This window comes from Bizionia sp. (assembly GCF_048259285.1).
In the GTDB taxonomy this organism is placed as follows: domain Bacteria; phylum Bacteroidota; class Bacteroidia; order Flavobacteriales; family Flavobacteriaceae; genus Algorimicrobium; species Algorimicrobium hallyeonense.
Window position 1 is genome coordinate 1 of the sequence record NZ_JBLXHU010000019.1, and the last position, 20,320, is coordinate 20,320.

Annotated in this window: 25 protein-coding genes; 14 read left to right on the forward strand and 11 right to left on the reverse strand. The window is 34.6% G+C overall.

The window, feature by feature from the left end:
• The 9 genes from ACN0QX_RS10135 to ACN0QX_RS10175 form a co-directional block, all read left to right on the forward strand.
• Positions 1-330, forward strand: a 330-nt coding sequence (locus ACN0QX_RS10135) for an aldehyde dehydrogenase family protein (protein ID WP_417196790.1), incomplete at its 5' end; no start/stop codon positions are given.
• 2 nt (positions 331-332) lie between these two features.
• Positions 333-995, forward strand: coding sequence for a hypothetical protein (locus ACN0QX_RS10140; RefSeq protein ID WP_376861811.1), 663 nt, complete (start codon positions 333-335; stop codon positions 993-995).
• Entirely contained in the window at positions 992-1,774 is a 783-nt protein-coding gene (locus tag ACN0QX_RS10145) for an SDR family oxidoreductase (RefSeq protein WP_376861813.1), read from the forward strand. Before ACN0QX_RS10140 ends, ACN0QX_RS10145 begins: the two co-directional genes overlap by 4 nt.
• 3 nt (positions 1,775-1,777) lie before the next feature.
• Positions 1,778-2,233, forward strand: a complete 456-nt coding sequence (locus tag ACN0QX_RS10150; RefSeq protein ID WP_417196793.1) for a hypothetical protein — start codon at positions 1,778-1,780, stop codon at positions 2,231-2,233.
• A gap of 48 nt (positions 2,234-2,281) precedes the next feature.
• Positions 2,282-2,818 carry a 3-hydroxyanthranilate 3,4-dioxygenase gene (locus ACN0QX_RS10155; RefSeq protein ID WP_248395552.1) on the forward strand — a complete coding sequence of 179 codons (537 nt, stop codon included), beginning with the start codon at positions 2,282-2,284 and terminating at the stop codon, positions 2,816-2,818.
• Between the two features lie 3 nt (positions 2,819-2,821).
• On the forward strand, positions 2,822-3,904 hold the full coding sequence (locus ACN0QX_RS10160) for an amidohydrolase family protein (RefSeq protein ID WP_248395553.1): 1,083 nt from the start codon (positions 2,822-2,824) through the stop codon (positions 3,902-3,904).
• A 63-nt stretch (positions 3,905-3,967) separates the two neighbouring features.
• A complete protein-coding gene (locus ACN0QX_RS10165; RefSeq protein WP_417196796.1) occupies positions 3,968-4,612 on the forward strand; it encodes an O-methyltransferase in 645 nt (214 codons plus the stop codon).
• A 109-nt stretch (positions 4,613-4,721) separates the two neighbouring features.
• Complete coding sequence (locus tag ACN0QX_RS10170; protein ID WP_417196798.1) at positions 4,722-5,849, forward strand: oxygenase MpaB family protein; 1,128 nt, start codon at positions 4,722-4,724, stop codon at positions 5,847-5,849.
• A gap of 258 nt (positions 5,850-6,107) precedes the next feature.
• Positions 6,108-6,332, forward strand: coding sequence for a hypothetical protein (locus tag ACN0QX_RS10175; RefSeq protein WP_248395557.1), 225 nt, complete (start codon positions 6,108-6,110; stop codon positions 6,330-6,332).
• A 175-nt stretch (positions 6,333-6,507) separates the two neighbouring features.
• On the opposite strand, the gene ACN0QX_RS10180 is transcribed toward ACN0QX_RS10175, so the two are convergent.
• The 10 genes from ACN0QX_RS10180 to ACN0QX_RS10225 all read right to left on the reverse strand — a co-directional run bounded on the left by ACN0QX_RS10180 (position 6,508) and on the right by ACN0QX_RS10225 (position 14,703).
• A complete protein-coding gene (locus ACN0QX_RS10180) occupies positions 6,508-6,993 on the reverse strand; it encodes a hypothetical protein (protein WP_417196800.1) in 486 nt (161 codons plus the stop codon).
• Between the two features lie 11 nt (positions 6,994-7,004).
• Positions 7,005-7,265: a hypothetical protein gene (locus tag ACN0QX_RS10185; protein ID WP_417196802.1), complete on the reverse strand. Its 261-nt coding sequence runs from the start codon at positions 7,263-7,265 to the stop codon at positions 7,005-7,007.
• 96 nt (positions 7,266-7,361) lie between these two features.
• Complete coding sequence (locus tag ACN0QX_RS10190) at positions 7,362-7,838, reverse strand: Hsp20/alpha crystallin family protein (RefSeq protein ID WP_417196804.1); 477 nt, start codon at positions 7,836-7,838, stop codon at positions 7,362-7,364.
• Positions 7,839-8,297: 459 nt separating this feature from the next.
• On the reverse strand, positions 8,298-8,585 hold the full coding sequence (locus ACN0QX_RS10195) for a Sec-independent protein translocase subunit TatA/TatB (protein WP_256476048.1): 288 nt from the start codon (positions 8,583-8,585) through the stop codon (positions 8,298-8,300).
• An 81-nt stretch (positions 8,586-8,666) separates the two neighbouring features.
• The gene (locus tag ACN0QX_RS10200; RefSeq protein ID WP_417196807.1) at positions 8,667-10,976 is read right to left on the reverse strand and encodes a M1 family metallopeptidase; all 2,310 of its coding nucleotides are present in this window, start codon (positions 10,974-10,976) and stop codon (positions 8,667-8,669) included.
• Positions 10,977-11,040: 64 nt separating this feature from the next.
• Positions 11,041-11,544 (reverse strand): DUF6702 family protein, encoded by a 504-nt coding sequence (locus ACN0QX_RS10205; protein ID WP_248395563.1) that lies wholly within the window; start codon positions 11,542-11,544, stop codon positions 11,041-11,043.
• A 66-nt stretch (positions 11,545-11,610) separates the two neighbouring features.
• Entirely contained in the window at positions 11,611-12,414 is an 804-nt protein-coding gene (locus ACN0QX_RS10210; protein WP_417196809.1) for a hypothetical protein, read from the reverse strand.
• Between the two features lie 7 nt (positions 12,415-12,421).
• Positions 12,422-13,165 (reverse strand): hypothetical protein, encoded by a 744-nt coding sequence (locus ACN0QX_RS10215; RefSeq protein WP_417196811.1) that lies wholly within the window; start codon positions 13,163-13,165, stop codon positions 12,422-12,424.
• Positions 13,152-13,931, reverse strand: coding sequence for a hypothetical protein (locus ACN0QX_RS10220; RefSeq protein ID WP_417196813.1), 780 nt, complete (start codon positions 13,929-13,931; stop codon positions 13,152-13,154). The genes ACN0QX_RS10215 and ACN0QX_RS10220 overlap by 14 nt, the downstream gene beginning before the upstream one ends.
• On the reverse strand, positions 13,918-14,703 hold the full coding sequence (locus tag ACN0QX_RS10225; protein WP_417196815.1) for a hypothetical protein: 786 nt from the start codon (positions 14,701-14,703) through the stop codon (positions 13,918-13,920). The genes ACN0QX_RS10220 and ACN0QX_RS10225 overlap by 14 nt, the downstream gene beginning before the upstream one ends.
• 113 nt (positions 14,704-14,816) lie before the next feature.
• Between ACN0QX_RS10225 and pepE the strand changes: the two genes are divergently transcribed.
• The 4 genes from pepE to ACN0QX_RS10245 all read left to right on the forward strand — a co-directional run bounded on the left by pepE (position 14,817) and on the right by ACN0QX_RS10245 (position 18,103).
• Positions 14,817-15,524, forward strand: coding sequence for a dipeptidase PepE (pepE, locus tag ACN0QX_RS10230; protein WP_417196816.1), 708 nt, complete (start codon positions 14,817-14,819; stop codon positions 15,522-15,524).
• A gap of 2 nt (positions 15,525-15,526) precedes the next feature.
• A complete protein-coding gene (locus ACN0QX_RS10235; RefSeq protein ID WP_417196817.1) occupies positions 15,527-16,006 on the forward strand; it encodes a GNAT family N-acetyltransferase in 480 nt (159 codons plus the stop codon).
• A gap of 130 nt (positions 16,007-16,136) precedes the next feature.
• Positions 16,137-17,654 (forward strand): 2,3-bisphosphoglycerate-independent phosphoglycerate mutase, encoded by a 1,518-nt coding sequence (gene gpmI, locus ACN0QX_RS10240; RefSeq protein WP_417196818.1) that lies wholly within the window; start codon positions 16,137-16,139, stop codon positions 17,652-17,654.
• A gap of 35 nt (positions 17,655-17,689) precedes the next feature.
• Positions 17,690-18,103: a BT0820 family HAD-type phosphatase gene (locus ACN0QX_RS10245; protein ID WP_417196819.1), complete on the forward strand. Its 414-nt coding sequence runs from the start codon at positions 17,690-17,692 to the stop codon at positions 18,101-18,103.
• A gap of 3 nt (positions 18,104-18,106) precedes the next feature.
• Here the strand turns inward: ACN0QX_RS10245 and ACN0QX_RS10250 are convergent, their stop codons facing one another.
• Positions 18,107-19,378, reverse strand: coding sequence for an acetyl-CoA hydrolase/transferase family protein (locus ACN0QX_RS10250; RefSeq protein ID WP_248395581.1), 1,272 nt, complete (start codon positions 19,376-19,378; stop codon positions 18,107-18,109).
• Between the two features lie 121 nt (positions 19,379-19,499).
• Between ACN0QX_RS10250 and map the strand changes: the two genes are divergently transcribed.
• Positions 19,500-20,318, forward strand: coding sequence for a type I methionyl aminopeptidase (map, locus tag ACN0QX_RS10255; protein WP_248395583.1), 819 nt, complete (start codon positions 19,500-19,502; stop codon positions 20,316-20,318).
• Positions 20,319-20,320: the final 2 nt, after the last annotated feature.

Below are 20,320 nucleotides of genomic sequence, written 5' to 3' on the forward strand. Positions count from 1 at the left end.
GAAGTACCAACCGACGAATGCCGCGTGAATCAAGAAGAAATTTTTGGGCCAGTTGTTACCATCATGCCTTTCCAAACGGAAGATGCCGTATTACAAATGGCTAACAAAGTTAAATACGGTTTATCTGCAACACTGTGGACAAATAATTTAAAACGTACCATGCGCATGAGCAATGAATTACAAGCTGGTATTGTTTGGGTGAATACGTGGATGATGCGTGATTTACGAACACCTTTTGGCGGTGTAAAAGCATCTGGTGTTGGTCGTGAAGGTGGTTTTGAAGCCCTACGCTTTTTTACAGAAGCCAAAAATGTTTGTATAAAATATTAAAGATGGGAATTGGCAGAAGAGAATTCACAAAATTAATTGGTTTAGCTCTGACAGGCGCAATAATCGATCCTCTTCAAGCAGTTGTGACTCATAATGAATATTATATAAATAAAAAATTAGGAATCATGTTTACCATTCCTAAATCATGGGGTTTTGTTAAAATTAAAGATTTTGGCAAAATAAAAGACAAACAAATTCTTGATGGTTTTTATGAATCGATAAAAAATGAAGTTTATGAAGATTTAGGAAGTCCTATTTGTATTGTTACAAAATATTACGAAGACCTTCCCGAACATGATGGCTTGTTTTCTCCTTCTATAATACTTAAAATAACACCTAAATCAGAGTTTGATAGTTATGGCCATAAGAATTTTGAAGAATTAATCCATATGTCAAGAAAAAATGACAACTCTGTTTTAAAAGATTATAAAATTGTTAATATTTATGTCCCTTACACATTAAATAATTGTCAATTTTTTGAAGATGACTCAGAATATTTATTTGAACATAAAGAACTCAAAAAACCAATAAAAGTAGAACAAAAGAGCATTAAATTTGAACATCAAAATTTTTATTATCAGTTTAGTTGTCATCAGTCTTTAGAAATGAACGAAAAAGCCGATATTGAATTTGAAGCCTTTAAAAAAAGTATAAAATTAATATGAATCTAAATCTAAACAACAAATACGCATTAGTTTGCGGTAGCACAGCAGGAATAGGAAAAGCAACAGCCATGGCACTTGCCAATGAAGGTGTTCAAGTTACCTTAATAGCTAGAAACGAAGACAAGCTAAAAGCTACTTTAGCAGACTTATCAGATCATAGAAACCACGATTATATTGTTGCCGATTTTTCAAACCCAGACGAATTGAAGTCAAAAGTTTCTGACTATATTTCAAAAAATCACGGATTCCATATATTGGTAAATAACACAGGTGGACCAGCCGGAGGCCCCGTTTTTATGGCAGATTTGGACGAATTTCAAAAAGCATTCACACAACATTTAAAATGTAATCATGTGCTAGCCCAAACGGTTGTTCCTTTTATGAAAGAAGCTGGTTATGGTAGAATTATAAATGTTATTTCTACATCCGTTAAGCAACCTCTTGATGGGTTAGGTGTTAGTAACACCATTCGTGGCGCTGTTGCCAATTGGAGTAAAACCCTTGCCAATGAGTTAGGACAATTTGGAATTACGGTGAATAACGTGCTTCCTGGTGCGACTGGAACGGAAAGATTGACAGAGATTATTAAAAACAAATCAGCTAAATCCGGAAATAGCGAAGAAGAAGCTGCCAACGCAATGAAACAAGCCGTTCCAGCTAAACGTTTTGCCAAACCTGAAGAGTTAGCTGATGCTATTACCTTCTTGGCCAGCGAGCGCGCTAGTTATATTAATGGCATTAATCTTCCTGTTGATGGCGGACGAACTAAAAGTCTTTAAAAAATGATTAAGACCTTTTATATCACAATAGTTTTCATGCTTTTTTCAGGAATAGGTCATGCCCAATATACGCTGAAAAACTATTCCAATGCAGAAATTGATAAACTGCCAATAGTTAAAGAAATTGCTAATTGGATTCAGTATAATCAAATTGATAATGTGATACCTTTATTAGCCAATAAAAATATTATTGATCAGACGTATTTAGATTCAGAAACCACATTTTTATCCCTCGAGTATACTAGAGATCGAATTGATTCCAATACACATACCACTGTAGACGATGATCGTAACATTGTTTGGTATGAACGCAACTTTTATAAAAACAGTAAATCGAAATTAAAACCACGCTATCAAATTTACTTTACCGTAGAATTTAGTAACGATTCTTATAGGATAATTGATCTTCGATTTGGCAAGAAGAAAAAAATAAACACGAGTGAATATGATACAAATTGATGCCAAAGTTTGTAACTTTATATCATTCATTTCTTAAAAAAACACAAAATGAGCACCATATTTCCACCTATTAATTTTAAAGCATGGATAGAAGAAAACAGACATCTTTTAAAACCACCAGTTGGCAATAAAGTTGTTTGGAAAGATGGCGACTTTATTGTGATGGTCGTGGGCGGCCCAAACAACCGAAAGGACTACCATTATAACGAAACACCTGAATTCTTTTACCAAATAGAAGGTGACATGGTTTTAAAGGTTATAGAAAATGGCAAACCAAAAGATATTCATATAAACGAAGGAGACATTTTCCTACTACCGCCAAAAGTGCCGCATTCTCCACAACGAGGTGCCAACACCGTGGGATTAGTAATTGAATATCCTCGAGAAAAAGGTGTCCAAGATGCCTTACTTTGGTTCTGTGAAAACTGCACCACTAAATTATACGAAGAGGATTTTACCGTTGAAAATATTGAAACGGATATGCCTGTAATTTTTGATAAATACTACGGCGATCAAGCCAAACGAACATGTCCTAATTGTGGCGAAACCATGGAGCCACCAAAAAAAGTACAGATAGAAGACTAAATTATGAAACGAAAACTTCGAATTAACGGCCACTCACACCTACTTCCCTATCCAGAGGAAATTCCCCAGTTTATGCAAGACAAGGGTATTTTCTGGGTAGATAAAGACCGGAAATTTATGCTTCAGAAGGATTGGAACAGACCCATTACGGATTCTAGTTTCTTTTTAGATGAAAAGTTAGCATGGATGGAGCGTTTTAAAATAGACCACGCCGTAGTTTTAAATTTATCGCAGTTATACGGAAATGGTTTACGTGTGGAAGAAATGCGAAAAGCCTTGCGTTTTCAAAATGATTTTAATGCGAAAGCACAACGCGAAAACCCAAGTAAATTTACCTGTGGTTTTGTTGTTCACCCTGGTTTTGTAGAAGGTGCCTGTTGGGAAATTGAACGTTGTGTGGAAGAACTAGGCATGCAATTGCTCTGCTTACCAACGCACTATATGGATACCATTGGTACGTGGCGTTGTATTTTTGATGAAGAAAATGAGCCCATTTTTGAATTGGCCAACAAATATAATTTAGCTGTAGAAATTCACCCTTATGATGGTGAAAAGTTCATTAAGTTAGAAAACACCTCTTGGCGTTTTCACTTAATTTGGATGTTGGCGCAATGCGCGGATGCCTATCATTTTTTAACCTTAAATGGGTACCAAGATAAGTTCCCAAATATGCGAACCTGTTTTGCACATGGTGGCCAACTAGCACAAATTAATTTAGGCCGCCGAATTCAAGGGTTTGATGGCAGACCAGATTTATTTGAAGGCAAAAGTCACCCGAGAAAAGCCGTTGGACATAAAAACATCTTTTTTGATACTTTGGTTCATGATACTGGTGGCCTGCAATTATTAATAAAAAATCAAGGCTCCAAACAAGTGTTAATGGGACTTGATGATCCCTATCCACTAGGCGAAATGGAAAGTGAAAAACAATCGTCCTATCCCGGAAAGATTTTAGATCTGGCAATGGAACAAAAAATAATTTCAGAAACCGAACGCGATGCCATTTGGGAAGACAACGTTATCCAGTGGTTGTGTGGTGATGATGAAATAGCGAAACAGAAATTAGTCAACCGGATTTTAGGATAAATTGCCACTATAATCAAGCAAGCAGCTCAACAACAAACAACTCGCAACAGTTAACAATAAAACATGCATTTCCTTTCAGAAGATTTAGATACCTATGTGGTAAACCATTCGGAAAACGAACCTGAATTACTACAACAGTTAACACGAGAAACCTACCAAAAAATTTTGCAACCACGCATGTTAAGTGGGCATTACCAAGGTCGCGTGTTAAGTATGATTTCTAAATTAATCAACCCAAAAACCATTTTGGAAATTGGCACTTATACCGGGTATTCCGCTTTGTGTTTAGCAGAAGGCATGCAAAAGGAAGGCGAACTTCATACCATTGATATTAACGAAGAGCTTGTTGATTTTCAGCGCAAATATTTTGATAAATCTGAATTTGGAAAGCAAATTCATCAGCATTTAGGAAACGCCTTGGATATTATTCCAACACTCAATAAAACCTACGATTTGGTTTTTATAGATGCCGATAAGGAAAACTATTCTGCGTATTTTGAACTGATTATAGAGCGTTTAAATCCTGGAGGCATCATCTTGTCAGATAATGTACTTTGGAGTGGTAAAATACTCGATACAAGCTTTAAAAAGGACGACACATCCACTCCTGCTTTAATTGCATATAACACATTGCTTAAAAACGATCTACGTGTAGAAACTGTTTTATTACCCATTCGTGATGGGTTAACGATTAGTAGAAAAAAATAATAATTCACGACATTTAAAAATGTAAAGCATTTCCCATAAAAGGAGCCTAAATTTTTTGATTAATGTCATTTCTACATACTAATATCTATTATAATCCAACAAAACAACCATGTTTGAGAATACGGAAAATAACAGCTTTTGGAAGACAGGCAACGGTAAAGATTTTCTAGTTTGGGCCAATATCCATGAAGAAAATTTAATATCTAATTATAGCACTCAATTATTTCTTCAGTACGATGATGAGCTAGAAACATTAACAAAAGTGTGGTTAGAAAATGGTGATTTTAAAACCATCATGAAATCTATACACCAGAATCATGAAAATAAGAACCTACCTTTAAACTATCTGAAATTTAAAAATAATTTGTACCATGTCCCAAATTGGGTTGATTTTGATTTAATTCAAGCAGGCTGTAAACTTTCAGAAAGAAGTGGTCTAAACGGACTCTTGGTTTTACGCAACTTTGCCCTTTTAGGTGGATATAATTTTGCAAACCTAACCAAGCCTTTAGTTGCTACTGGATCTTTAGAAAAGGGAGCCGCTAACCGCCTTTATAACACACTCAATTTTTGGGTTGAAGTTAGTAGAAGCGATAAAAATGCACATGGCAAGCGCTTAAATGCATGCATGCAAACGCGCTTAATTCATTCTGCCTCGCGCTTAATGATTCAAAAAAAACATCCAGAATGGAATAAAGATTGCTATGGCGAGCCCATTAATTATGCCGATATGATTGCTACGAACATTGCTTTCACGGTTTACTACTTATATGGATTACAAAAATTAAATTTCAACTATTCTGAAAAGGAAGAATTAGGCGTTTTCCACCTATGGAAATACGTAACCTATCTTTTAGGTGTTCCAAAGGAACTTATTCCGAACAATAAAATGGAAGCTTTAAGTTTCTTTCATTTTTGGACTAAATACCAAGGGCAACCAGACGAAGATGCTATTAAACTCTCCGAGTCGTTGTTAAATGAAAACACACCTATAGGTATGTTTAAGTTAGATATTATTAAACGAAATATGGGATATATTCATAAAAGTATTTCTAATTATTTAATTGATGGCGACATCCGGCAAAACTTAAATATACCAGAAGTCCGATTTAAGAATATCATTCCGAAAGCCGTGCAATTGAAGAATCAATTAATTATAAACACAGAACGGGAAATTCAGGAAGGAAGAGCAAATCAGAAAAGTATATTGAATGATTATAAAAATGCCATCACTTAACAGGTCATTTAAAATTCTAAATACAACATTTAGAAAATTATCCTCTCGTGGAATATTCTTAATGGCAATTCACGATGGAGTTATGAACTAGTAGCAAGGTCTATAAACCTATTTATCCTGCAAGCTATCGGAAATAAATTGCTTTATTTAATTTTACCTAACTTGGTTGCTATAATAAACAAACCAGCTCATCAATTTGCATGTAATGTGGACGTGTAGTCTGGATTCTAACTTAGCACCTTTATAAATTATTTTTTTATGAAATTAAACTTATTGTCCTGTGAAGCTCAAAAACCAGACAGACGAGCGATAGCCAAATGTATGGTTGAAATTTCAAATAACATATCTGAATCTCTAGCTAATGAACTCACCGATATCCTTTTAGAAGGCGATGCTGTTGCTATTGCCGTATCTGATAAAAACTCGGGTTCCGCTTTACGAGCGTTACGAAAATTGGATATTGATTATGAGATTATAGAGTAAGTTTATAATTCGTAATAGCTTATCATTTAACAGAATAGTTAAAGCTTGACTTTCTTAAAAAAATTAACGAACTTCGTTTTCAACTGATATAAAACATTCAAACGATTTCATATCATAACGTTGTGTGTAATGCGAGAAAAATCCAAACTAAAAAGAAAAAAAAGACGAAAACTATTTAATTTTCGTCTTCAGGTTTAATAAATTCAGACTGATATTTTTCTAAAAACTCCTTCTGTCTTGCCATCATTTGTTGCCTTAATTTATCAATGTCCATAAAATCATTACCAAAATTACTTCCAAAAAAATCATCATTAAAGAAACGTTTGCTAAAAAGTGAATCTTGAGAAAAAATAGCTTCAAAACCCTCGTTTACAAATCCTGAATAATTTGTAAAGAATCTTGATTTAAATGATTGCATCAAACTATCCTTATCAGACACTGAAAGATTGTCAAATTTGCCATTGGATGACCAAGAATAAATGCTGTCATACCGTATCAAATTACCATTTTCATCAAATTCCTTATCGACTTTCCAAGTGCCTTTAGGTTGTTCAACTAATTTACCATCACTTTCTTTTATTTCTGTTTTTTGTTCATTTTTTTGTCCGTTGCAACTAATGCTTAACAATCCAACCATAAATAACAAAATATACTTTTTCATCACTTTAGATTTTAAGTTAAAATTAATTTAGGCGTTGGCAAAAATGTTCTGAACAGTCCACCAGTTTCTATGGTTTTAATCAATTTGTTTTGGTGGAACACTTCACAATTTCTTTCACCACTATTATACCATATACATTCCAAATAAGTATCATTATCTACTAATCCAAGTATTGAATCTTTTTTTGGAACGTATTTGAGAACCTGCATTTTTGGAGCGGTAAGTTTTCCTTTAACTTTTACCCAATCCCCAGATTTAAACTTTCTTGGCATAACGATATAGTTTTAAAGAATTAAACTGATTATTAAGAGGATGCTGATTTATTCAGCATCCTTCTCAATATTTTACTTAAAAAATTAGTGAAACAATTATGAAATCTTAATACTTCTGGCAGGCTTTTGTTTAGCCTCCTCTTTTTTCGGTAAAAGAATACTCAAAATACCATTTTCATAGCTCGCATTAATCTTTTCATCATTTACACTTTCTGGTAAAGTGAAGGTTCTTTTGAACGAGGAATAACCAAACTCTCTACGAGTATAATTTTCTTCCTTGTGTTCACTTTCTTCCTTCGTTTCTGTAGAAATAGATAATACTTCATTATCGAGGTCAATATGGAAATCTGATTTCTTTAGACCTGGAACCGCCATTTCCACCATAAAGGCATCAGCAGTTTCCTTGATATTCACTTTCGGTAAAGTAATGCCAGTATTAAAATTTGAGGTAAATACTGATGGTAGGTCTCTATTAAAGATATCTTCTAACCAGTTTGACACAGTAGGGAAGTTTTGATTTGAATTTCTGTTCGCTAAACTTCCGTTTTTAGGAACAGTTGCTAAATTGCTCATAATTAAAAAATTTAATTAAACATTATTTCAAATTTGAAATCTATTGCGATTTCATTTCCATCTTAAACAAATAAAATACCAAAATCGAATAAAGGACTTTTGTTGGGAATTTTGTCCAATATTCTATGAAATTTTGTCATAATTCTGAATAATTGTCATATTTATACACAATAAAATGACATATTTACATTTGTACTTATATTAAAAAATGGAAATTAGGTATGAAAAATAAAACCTACCGAATCAAAGCTTGGGAATAAGTACTACACACAACAACGTATATAAAAAATTCCTGCAAAGTGCTTAATTCATTGGCTATTTTATATATTTATGGTCTGTGCTAATCCGAAAAATTTGTGCCTATTTACACGCAACTTTTCATATACAAGAACGTAAACGAAACTGAAAAATTAAAATAAAGAAATTGCTTATCTAACCAAGTAAAGACCCAATATTCCTTTAGAGCTTCCGCCTCACAGACCCCGTAAAATCCTCCAATTCGTCTTTTACTTTATTCAGTTCGTCTTGAACATCTTTGGTAACGCTGGTATCAATGCCATTTTTTTCGGCACTTTTGGTGATTTCAGATTTCAGGTCGTTGGACGCATCTTTAAGCATGCGCATACCTTTACCCATTCCGCGAGCTATTTCAGGAATTTTATCGGCACCAAAGACCATGACTACTATAAATAGTATAAACATGATTTCGGTAGTACCTATAAATAAGTATATGGCTTGTTGTATCACGATGCAAATATAGTAAGTAGTTTGATACGAATAAAAAAAGCCGACTGTTAAAAGTCGGCTTTTAATAAAATATTATAATAATTAATCTTTTTTCTTATCCTTGAACTGATCAAACTGGCTTTGTTTCACTTCTCGTGGCCACGAATTGTTTGATGTATCTACATCAGCTGTCTCTAAATTAGGATCGACAGTAATTTTAACAATCTCCTTATCAGACGCTACTGCTTTGCTTACTTCTTTATCATTTAAGCGCCAGATTTGTGCTGGATATTTTTCCATTTTGGTTGTACCATCGGCATAGGTATACTCCACTATAATTGGCATGACTAATCCGCCTGGCTTCTCAAACGTTACGCTGTAGAAATATTTAGGTTGTTTAATTTTAGCACGTTCTTCAGGTGTAAAATTATCCATTACATATTCCTTTAAAGTTGGTGAGTTTTCTAAAAGCGTCCTATTTTTCATGTCTTCAGTAAATTCCTCACTTCCTTCTTCAACCATATAAACTAAAGGTGGTAAATCGCTCATTTTCATGCCACGTTGTTTTACCATTTCTTTAATACGTGCATTAGGTTCCGATGAAACATAATATTTTTTCACCTCTTTAACACCCATATCTACATAATCTGTTGTATAAAACCAACCTCTCCAGAACCAATCTAAGTCGAATGCCGATGCATCTTCCATAGTTCTAAAGAAATCTTCTGGCGTTGGGTGCTTAAACATCCAACGGTTTGCATATTCCCTAAAGGCATAGTCAAACAACTCACGCCCCATAACGGTTTCTCTTAAAATGTTTAGAGCTGTAGCCGGTTTTCCATAAGCATTATTTCCAAACTGATAGGTGTTTAAACCTTTAGTCATAATAGGCGCAATATAATCTTGATCGCCACCCATATAAGGTACAATGTTAGCGGCTGGTCCACGACTTGATGGATATTTATCATGTCCTTCAGATAAAGCGGCTGGATACCACTCACCAAAATCTTGTTCAGCTACATATTGAGCAAAGGTATTTAAACCTTCATCCATCCAAGTCCACTGACGCTCATCACTATTTACAATCATTGGGAAATAGTTATGGCCTACTTCATGGATAATAACACTAATCATCCCGTATTTAGTACGATCGCTGTATTTTCCATCTTTATCTGGACGTCCGTAATTAAAACAAATCATTGGGTATTCCATTCCTTGTTGCTTGGCATGAACCGAAATAGCTTTATGGTATGGATAATCAAATGTCATACGTGAGTATGTTTTTAATGTACTTGCCACGGCATAGGTGGACCACTCTTCCCATAACGGGTTTCCTTCTTTCGGGTACATAGAAACAGCCATGACATCTCTGTCGCCAATTTTAACTGCCATCATATCCCAAATGTATTTTCTAGACGTTGCAAATGCAAAATCTCGAACATTTTCCGCCGAATATTTCCAGGTTTTACTCCCTGTTGCACGACCTTTTTCTGCCTTTTCAGCTTCTTCTTGTGTTACAATAAAAACAGGCTTATCATAGGATTTTTGCGCTTGTTCGTAACGTTTCATCATGTCTTTTGAAAACACCTCTTTACGGTTGGTTAAAACACCCGTTGCATCCATAATATGATCTGAAGGCACCGTAATATTCACTTCATAATTACCAAACGGTAAAGCAAATTCATCACGTCCCCAGAATTGGGAGTTTTGCCAACCTTCTACATCACTGTAAACAGCCATTCTTGGAAAGAACTGTGCAATAATATAGTTTCTATTACCATCTTCTGGGAAAAATTCATATCCAGAGCGTCCACCCATATTTACATAATCATTAATATTGTACCACCATTTGATAGAGAATACAAACTTATCACCTGTACCCATTGCTTTTGGCAATTCAACACGCATCATGGTACGATTTATCATGTGTGGCAATGCTTTTCCGCTAGCATCTGTAACGGCTTCTATTTTAAAACCACCATCAAAACCGTCTGTCATATATTCTGAAGCAAAGCTACCAGCTTGTTGTGCTCCACGTACACCACTACCTTCAATTAAAGGCGACTGTGAATCTTTAGCACGCATATTTTGATCTAGCTGCACCCATAAATACTTTAAAGGATCCGGTGAATTATTAGTGTATGTAATAGTTTCAAAACCGGATATTGTGGCTTTGTCATCATCCAACGTTAAATCCATTTTATAATCTGCTTGCTGCTGATAATAAGCTGGACCTGGTGCTCCCGATGCTGTACGGAACATATTTGGTGTTGAAAATTCATCATACAATTGTTTGAATTTATTATTGTTTGTATGACCTGGTTTGCGTTCTGGTTTCTGTTCCTCATCTTGAGCAAATGCTCCAAGGGAAACAAATAAAGCAGATAGAAAAAGATACTTTAGTTTTCTCATAGTTGGTTTGTATTACTATATAATTGATTGGAAAATTAACACTTTTTTAAGGTAATGAATTAATTTAATTAAAGTTTAACATTCCTTTATCATTTTGTTTTATCAGTATAAAGCTATTATTCTCATCATTAATATTGGTTCTTACAATATTTTTCTGGTCAGGAAACAAATCGAATAATACTTGATTACTAACTTCAAATGATTGGATTGAAGGCACATTTGTAATTTCTAAATAACAATACACAATGTCATTTTCATATTCTTTACCTAAAAACACCATATTAGCGTGCTTGCCATTGATGGTTATCGCCATTTTTTCAACAAGATATTTTCCAATATATTGGTTTACATTTTTAGACTCACTTTTGGCTGCTAATGTTACAGTTTCGTCATATCTTGTGCGAATTAAACGCTCGAAATCATCTACAAATATTCGGGTTATAATTTGAACGGATTGTTTTTCTTTTACATATTCAATTTGCGTAATACTCACATAATATTTGTGTGCTGACGAAAAAGCTAGAAGTGGAATAATGGCTAAAATGAATAGGTATTTAAGTAATTTCATTTATTTGTGATTTTTAAAATGCTAATGTAGTTATTCATTGGGTTCAAAAATTATTCCATCTTAAAATTACGGATACTTTATGTTTTTATTATCATAATAAATAAACAGCTTTTCCTTAAGATACTCATAGTGATTAACCGCTGATTTGTTTTTACAACGTTGTAGAAAGTCTGGTTGTTCTGAAACAAAAAAGAGAAATTCCATAATATATACATCCTCCAAAGGGTAATCGGCAAAAACAGTTTCCGAAATATGGGTTTTTAAATGATACATAAGCGCTTCTTTTTCTTCTAATTGCACATACGTTTTCATTTCTTTGGTTCTACCGGTGATAGCATTAATAACCGGAACCAACCTAATTGAAGCTCCTAAACCTCCTAAAGAGCCACCGAGTTTTGGGTCTAAATCGCCAGCATCTTTTAAATGTCGTTGTGTCTGTGTTAATGGTTTGCCTTGATAACTGAGAATACCCGCTTTTTTAGATGTCATGGGTTCGCCTCTCACATTAGCCACATCAGAATTCATATTTCCGGTTAAAACTTTTCCAACGGTTACCTCATCTAGTTTATTTACGTGTTCCAATAAGGTAATAACTACCGTTCCGTTTTTATAAGTTTCTTGATCCACCATAAGCATTTGCAATTCATGCTGAAGGGACGAAAAAATTAAGGTATCCTGTAACTTGACTTCAATTTCAAACAGTCCAAAACTATTAGTAATAGTGTTCTTTTTTGATGATTTATTAATAACATGAACATTCTCGGCATCTTGAGATGTTAGTACTTTTCCCCGAAGCATTTTAGTTTGCGCAACCACATGGTGCTGCGTAAAACCACAAACCAAAATCAGGATGCATAGGAATTTACCCATAACACGTTCACCTTTTTATATTTTGTTTATAGCGTTCCAATTTTTCAACTAAAAACTGCAAAACATCAATTCCATTTATACTTTTACAACGCTCTAAAAATTTCGTATCTTCAGAACAAAAGTAAAAATAATCCATACGCAAAGCTGGTTCTAATGGATAATTAGTAAACAAATCAGCTTCATGAGCCACGCGAATTTTGTGCAAAAGCTCATCTTTCTCTTCGAGTTCTGCTTGCCTTTTATAGCGTTTAATGTTGCCATTAATGGTGTTTACCAGCATGCCAATCATACCACTTTTAGCATAACTTAAACGCCTTTCGGTTTGGGTGGGCATTTTTCCTTGAAAACTAGGAATACCTGCTTTTTTAGCTGTCATGGGTTCGCTTGCTATGGATTGAACATCTTGCAATAAATTACCTGAAAGCACTTTTCCTACCACGACTTCATCCAGCATATTTACTAAAGGTTCCAAAAACACCTGAATTTGTTTCTCCTGAAGCATTTCAGCGTCTACAACCAAAGAAATTAATTGATGTTGAATAGATGAAATTATAATGACATCATTCAGCTTTCCCGGAATTTCAAACGCGCCAGAAGCATTGGTAATGGTGAATTTTTTTGATGTTTTATTAATGACATGAATATTTTCAGCATCTAAATTTGTGATAACCTGACCTTCCAAATCTATAGTTTGAGAAAACATATTTGCGGTGAAAATAAATAGTAAGAATCCAAATCTAATCGCTTTCATGAGTATGAGCGATTTTTAGATTTTGTTTGAAAACGCGTAATTTTTCAATTAGATAATTCAAAATTTCAATAGATGATTTGTTTTTGCAACGCGCTAAAAAATCTGGTTGTTCGGAAGCAAAGTAAAAATACTCCATAACATATTCTTCTGGTAACGGATTTTCAGTGAACAAATCGTTAGAAAGCTCGTTCTTTATTCTAAACATTAAATCGTCCTTCTCCTCTAATTTAACCTGTTTTTTCAACTTTTTGGTTCTACCCGAAATGGCATTTAAAATAGGATTGAGCGGAATGATCCCGCCTCCCGTAGTCGCTTCGTTTAATTTACGTTCGCTTTGGGTTTTAAGCGGTCCTTGATAACTGGGAATGCCTGCTTTCTGAGATGTCATCGGTTCCTCTTCAACACTAGAAACATCTAACACCATGTTCCCTGTTAATATTTTTCCAACGACTACTTGATCCAATTCATTTAATTGCTCTTCTAAAGTAACCACCAAGGTTTTATTTTGTATAATTTCAGCATCTATTAAAACAGATGTAATTTTATGTTGAATAGATGTAAAAATCAACGTATCATTTAAAGTTGCAGAAATCTGAAACGCCCCATCAACATTAGTAATCGTGAATTTTTGTGCCGTTTTATTAATAACGTGAATGTTCTCTACGTCTGTTGTACTTTGCACTTTCCCCGATAGCACTATAGTTTGCGCGTAACTTTGTTGAATGGTAACCAACAGCAATAAAAGAAATAATTTAATTCTGCCCATTAGTTTGTTTTAAAAACAATTCGCTTTGTTCCTGCAAGAACTCCATACGATTCAATTCGTTTTTCTCTCCTAACATGCTGACTTCAAATCCGTTTTCCAAACAAAATGCAAAAAATGGTTCAACCTGTTTTAAAGGAATATTGTACGTTTCATTAATGTATTGTGGTGAATAAATATCGGCTAAATCCAATGGTCTTTTATCACGAAGTAATTGAACAGATTCTTTTTTTAAAGATGCATTTAATAATTTATTGATTCCAAAAATATTTGCAAAATTCAACCCATTATAAAAAACACCAGGATCGGCAGCTATATTTTGTGGTTTTGTAAACTCATCTTCACCAAATTCCAAATTGCTCAAATCGCCAAAACTCATAAGAATTGCTTTTTGAGTTTCGGCATTTTTAATATCAACTAATAAATCGCCTGTTAACTTGGATGGCAACAAAATTACTTCGCTTAAGGTATTAATAGCTTCCACTAAAAATAAGCGCAGTTTTTTAGAATCAATAACATCTTGAGTTATCACAACTGTTCGTGCTTCATATTGTAAAGCCGAAACCTCCAACACATCTTTAATAGCCACTTCCATGATAAAATCACCATCAATATCCGCAATGGTTCCTTTGTTAGATGAAATATTAAAAATGGTAACACCTTCCACATCGCTATTCGCTATAATTTTCCCTTCCACTTCAACACGTGTTGTACTTTGAGAAAAAACAGTTCCAATTGTAAATAAGAAGAGAAATCCGAGTAATTGATGTTTCATAGTGGTAGGTTTAGTTGTGATAAAGAAACTATTTCAAATCTTAATTAAAATGCAAATAGTAGATAAACTTTTGTTAAATCCAATGTTTACTTAAATTTACAAAAATTTGGCTTATGAAACAATTACTTATTGCAAGCACATCAACTATTCATGGTAGTGGATATTTAGATTATTTATTGGAAGAATTGCAGGTGTTTTTTAAAAATTGCCAAACTATTTTATTTATTCCTTATGCACGACCAGGCGGTATGTCGCATGATGAGTACACCCAAAAAGCACGTGAGGCTTTTCAAAAAATTAATAAAAACGTGATTGGGATTCATGAGTTTGAATCGGCTACAGAAGCAATAAATCAAACTGAAGGTATTTTTACAGGTGGAGGTAATACCTTTGTTTTGCTTTCTCAATTGTATAAAAACAACTGTATGGAAGCTTTAAAAAATGCCATTCATGCCGGCACACCATATTTAGGAACTAGCGCTGGCAGTAATATTTGCGGTTTAACTATTAATACCACCAATGATATGCCTATTGTATATCCGCCAACGTTTAAGGCACTAGCCTTTGTACCATTTAATATTAATCCTCATTATCTAGATCCCATCCCGAATACCAAACACATGGGTGAAACCCGCGAAACACGAATTAAAGAATTTCATGCATACAACACATTTCCTGTTGTTGGATTACGTGAAGGTAGTTGGTTAGAAGTAAAAGGTAAATCCATCACCTTGAAAGGAACTTTAGATGCTCGAATATTTGAATATGAAAAGGAACCTTATGAAATTAAAACGGATACTAGCTTACAGCATTTAACATAAGTATGACAACTAATTCCCATAATATAGACCAATTTAACTATTGTGTTAAGCCTATTTCTGCTGAAGAAACCTATGCTGTTAGACAACCGGTTTTAAGAGCCGGTAGACCTATTGAAGATTGTGTTTTTGAAGGTGACAAGTTAGCATCAACATGCCATTTAGGATTATTTTATAAGGAAACTATTATTGGCGTTGCCACGTATATAAAAAATAAAAACGCAGTTTTTCCTGAAGAACTACAGTATCAATTACGAGGTATGGCTATTTTAAAAAATCATCAACAAAAAGGCTTGGGAGCACTTTTAATTCAGGCAGGTGAAGCGAAATTATTAAAAATGAAGGTTGACAGATTATGGTTTAATGCGCGCGAAGTGGCCACCAAATTCTATACAAATCATGGCTATCAAATTGAAGGAGAAAGCTTTAATATTGAAAGTATTGGTATTCATTTTTTGATGACTAAAAAACTATTTTACCTGTGAAAAACAATTTAAAGCAACCTGCTGTTTTTAAACCTCAATTATAAACTCACGAGCATTTTCAAGCTTAATTTTGAAACCAAAGAAATAATAAACGCCTATCTTTGTGCTTTAAATTATTAGCATTTTTACCATGGATAAAAAAGTGATATTAATGATTTTAGACGGTTGGGGGAAATCTCCCGACCCTAAAGTTTCCGCTATAGATCATGCCAACACACCATTTATAGATTCTCTATATTCTAAATATCCACATGCAAGTTTACGAACCGATGGCTTGCATGTTGGACTCCCTGAAGGTCAAATGGGAAATAGCGAAGTGGGTCACATGAATCTTGGCGCTGGACGCATTGTATATCAAGATTTGGTGAAAATTAATTTGGCCGTAAAGAATAATACCCTCAAAGACGAGCACACCTTAATGGATGCCTTTAACTACGCAAACATTCATAACAAACCTGTTCATTTTGTAGGTTTGGTAAGTGATGGTGGTGTGCATTCTCATATTAATCATTTATACGGATTAATTGATGCGGCCAATCAAGCCGGTGTTACCAATTCGTATGTTCATGCCTTTACAGATGGTCGTGATGTAGACCCAAAGTCAGGTTTTGATTTTATTTCAAAATTAGAAAATTTTATAATTAATTCACCAACCGAATTAGCCAGTATTACGGGTAGATATTATGCCATGGATCGGGATCAACGTTGGGAGCGTATTAAGTTAGCGTATGATGTTTTGGTGAATGGCATAGGAACTCCAGCAAAAAATGCCACGGACGCCATTCAACAAAGTTATGATGCCGGTATTACAGATGAGTTTATAAAACCTATAGTTATGGTTGATGGGCAAAATCAACCAAAAGCAACCATCAAGGATGGCGACGTAGTAATCTTTTTCAATTTTAGAACAGATAGAGGTCGTGAGTTAACGGAAGCACTTTCGCAAGTGGATTTTCATGAGCAAAATATGCATAAGCTTAATTTGTATTTTGTAACCATGACGAGTTATGATGACACTTATAATAACGTTCACGTCGTGTATCATAAAGACAATCTAAATAATACGCTTGGCGAAGTTTTAGAAAAGCACAATAAGAAACAGATTCGGATTGCCGAAACTGAAAAATATCCACACGTAACATTTTTCTTTTCTGGTGGTCGTGAAACACCGTTTACAGGTGAAACTCGAATTTTAAGAAACTCCCCAAAAGTAGCTACCTACGATTTAAAACCCGAAATGAGTGCTTACGAATTGCGTGATGCTTTAATTCCAGAATTGCAGAAAGGCGATGTAGATTTCGTCTGTTTAAATTTTGCAAATGGAGATATGGTTGGTCATACAGGTGTTATGGCTGCAGCAATAAAAGCTTGTGAAGTGGTGGATACGTGCGTTAGAGATGTTATAACAACAGCGCTTGAAAATAACTATACCACATTACTAATTGCCGACCATGGTAATTGCGAGACCATGATAAATCCAGATGGCTCACCAAATACAGCACATACCACAAATCCAGTTCCAATAATTTTAATTGACAAGGATTTAAAATCTATTAAAGATGGGGTTTTGGGCGATTTAGCACCAACAATTTTAAAACTCATGGGAGTTCCACAACCGGAAGCCATGACGCAACATCCTCTTATATAAGCTTAATTTTGTATTTTAGGAATTAGATGTAATCTATGAATTTCACCGATAAACTTATTATAGCCGTCGATTTTGATGGAACCATTGTAGAAGATGCCTATCCAAAAATTGGAAAGCCTAAACTATTTGCTTTTGAAACACTTGAACGCTTGCAAAAAGAAGGTCACAGAATAATTTTATGGACATATAGAAGCGATATTCGTTTAGCAGAAGCTGTTGCGTTTTGTAAAGAAAATGGCTTGGAATTTTATGCTGTAAATAAAAGTTTTCCGGAAGAGCAATTCGATTATACGAAAAGTCGAAAAATCCATGCGGACATTTTTGTAGATGACAGAAATATAGGTGGTCTTTTGGGTTGGGGTGAAATTTATCAATTGCTTGCCAACCCAAAGTACCACCCTCATAACCTTCCAAAAAAGAAAGGATTATTTTCCTTCTTTAGAAGATAAAATTTATCCTCTTATTAATTCAAAGTAACTTTTATCAACAGTCTCTTGATGATCAGGATGTGCTATATTTACTAATGCTTTCACGCGTTCTTTAATAGTTTTCCCGTACAAATTGGCAATACCATATTCCGTTACCACATAATGCACATGCGATCGGGTTGTTACCACACCAGCTCCAGGTTTTAAACTTGGAACAATTCTACTAATTCCAGATTTTGTTGTAGATGGCAAAGCAATAATTGCTTTTCCGCCTTCACTTAAGGAAGCGCCACGAATAAAATCCATTTGCCCACCAACACCGGAGTACATGTGTGCTCCAATAGAATCTGCACAAACTTGTCCCGTAACATCCACCTCTATAGCAGAGTTTATAGCCACCATTTTAGGATTTCGTTTTATAATAGACACATCATTTGTGTAATTAGAAGCCCGCATTTCTACAAATGGATTATCATCTACATAGTCATAAAGTCGCTTGGAACCCATTAAAAAGGTTGTTAAAGCGCGACCACGATTAATGCCTTTATAGTTTCCGTTAATGACATCGTTCAAAATTAAATCAATAACACCATCGGAAAACATTTCCGTATGCAGGCCTAAATCTTTATGATTCGTTAAGCGTGTTAAAACGGCATTTGGAATATTACCAATTCCCATTTGAAGTGTACTTCTATCTTCAATTAAACCCGCTACATGGGTTCCAATTTTACTTTCAATTTCGGAAGGCGTTACCATGTCATGCGTTGGTAAAGCTTCATCACAATCTACAAAAACATCAATTTCAGAATGGTGAATAATTCCCGCGCCATGGGTTCTTGGCATTTGTACATTTACTTGTGCTATAACAACATCTGCATTATCAATAGCGGCTAACGTTGCTTCAACAGAAACACCTAAAGAGCAATAACCATGTTTATCAGGTACGGACACATGAATAAAAGCATATTGTAAATCCACAATATTACGTTTAAAAAGCAAAGGTAATTCACTTAAAAAAACAGGCGTATATGAACCGTTTCCTGCTTTCAAGGTGTGCCGCACATTTTTTCCTATAAAAAAGGAATTCACATGAAAACTATCCCGATATTCTGGGTTCGCATAAGGGGCATCACCTTCGGTGTGTAGCTGACAAATTTCTACATTGCGTAATTCTTCATGTCTTTCTGTTAAAGCACGAAGTAAAACTTGCGGTGCTGCGGCAGCTGCTTGAATATAAATTTTACTATTTGATTTTACGATTTTTACGGCCTCTTGCGCCGAAACTGACTTATACATAGGTTCCAATTTTAAAGTGCAAAGTTCGAGAAAAAGAATGAACTAAAAGCTGCCAAAAGTCATATTCCTAAAGATTACATAGCTTGTTTAAATTAAGTATCTTTGCCCATATTTTTGAATTATGATTATAGTAAAAACAAGAGAAGAGATAGAATTAATGCGTGAAAGTGCTTTAATTGTATCTAAAACTTTAGGAATGCTTGCCAAAGAGGTAAAGCCGGGTGTTACCACATTACAATTAGATAAATTGGCCGAAGATTTTATTAGGGAGCAAGGTGCTATACCTGGATTTTTAGGCTTGTATGATTTTCCAAATACGCTTTGTATGAGTCCAAACTCACAAGTTGTCCATGGGTTCCCAACAAATGAACCTTTGCAAGAAGGCGATATTATTTCTATAGACTGTGGTGCTATAAAAAACAACTTTTATGGTGATCACGCCTATACATTTGCTGTTGGCGAAATAGCTCCTGAAATTCAAACGCTTTTAGATGTTACCAAGCAATCTTTATATGAAGGGATTCGTGAATTTAAAGTTGGTAATCGTGTTGGAGATGTTGGTTATGCTATTCAAAAATACTGTGAAGACAGAGGTTATGGTGTGGTTCGTGAATTAGTAGGACACGGCATAGGCCGTAAAATGCATGAAGATCCCGAAATGCCAAACTATGGTAAACGAGGTCGTGGCAAAAAGTTTGTGGAAGGCCAAGTAGTTGCTATTGAACCTATGATAAACATGGGAACTCATAGAATAAAACAACATCGTGATGGTTGGACCATTACTACTTTAGACAATAAACCGTCGGCTCATTTTGAACATGATGTAGCTATTGTTGATGGAAAACCTGAATTGCTTTCTACGTTTGGATATATTTATGAGGCTTTAGGGATTGTGAGTGATGAGGAGGATGCGTTTAGACAGAAGGCGTTAGTGCTTTAATA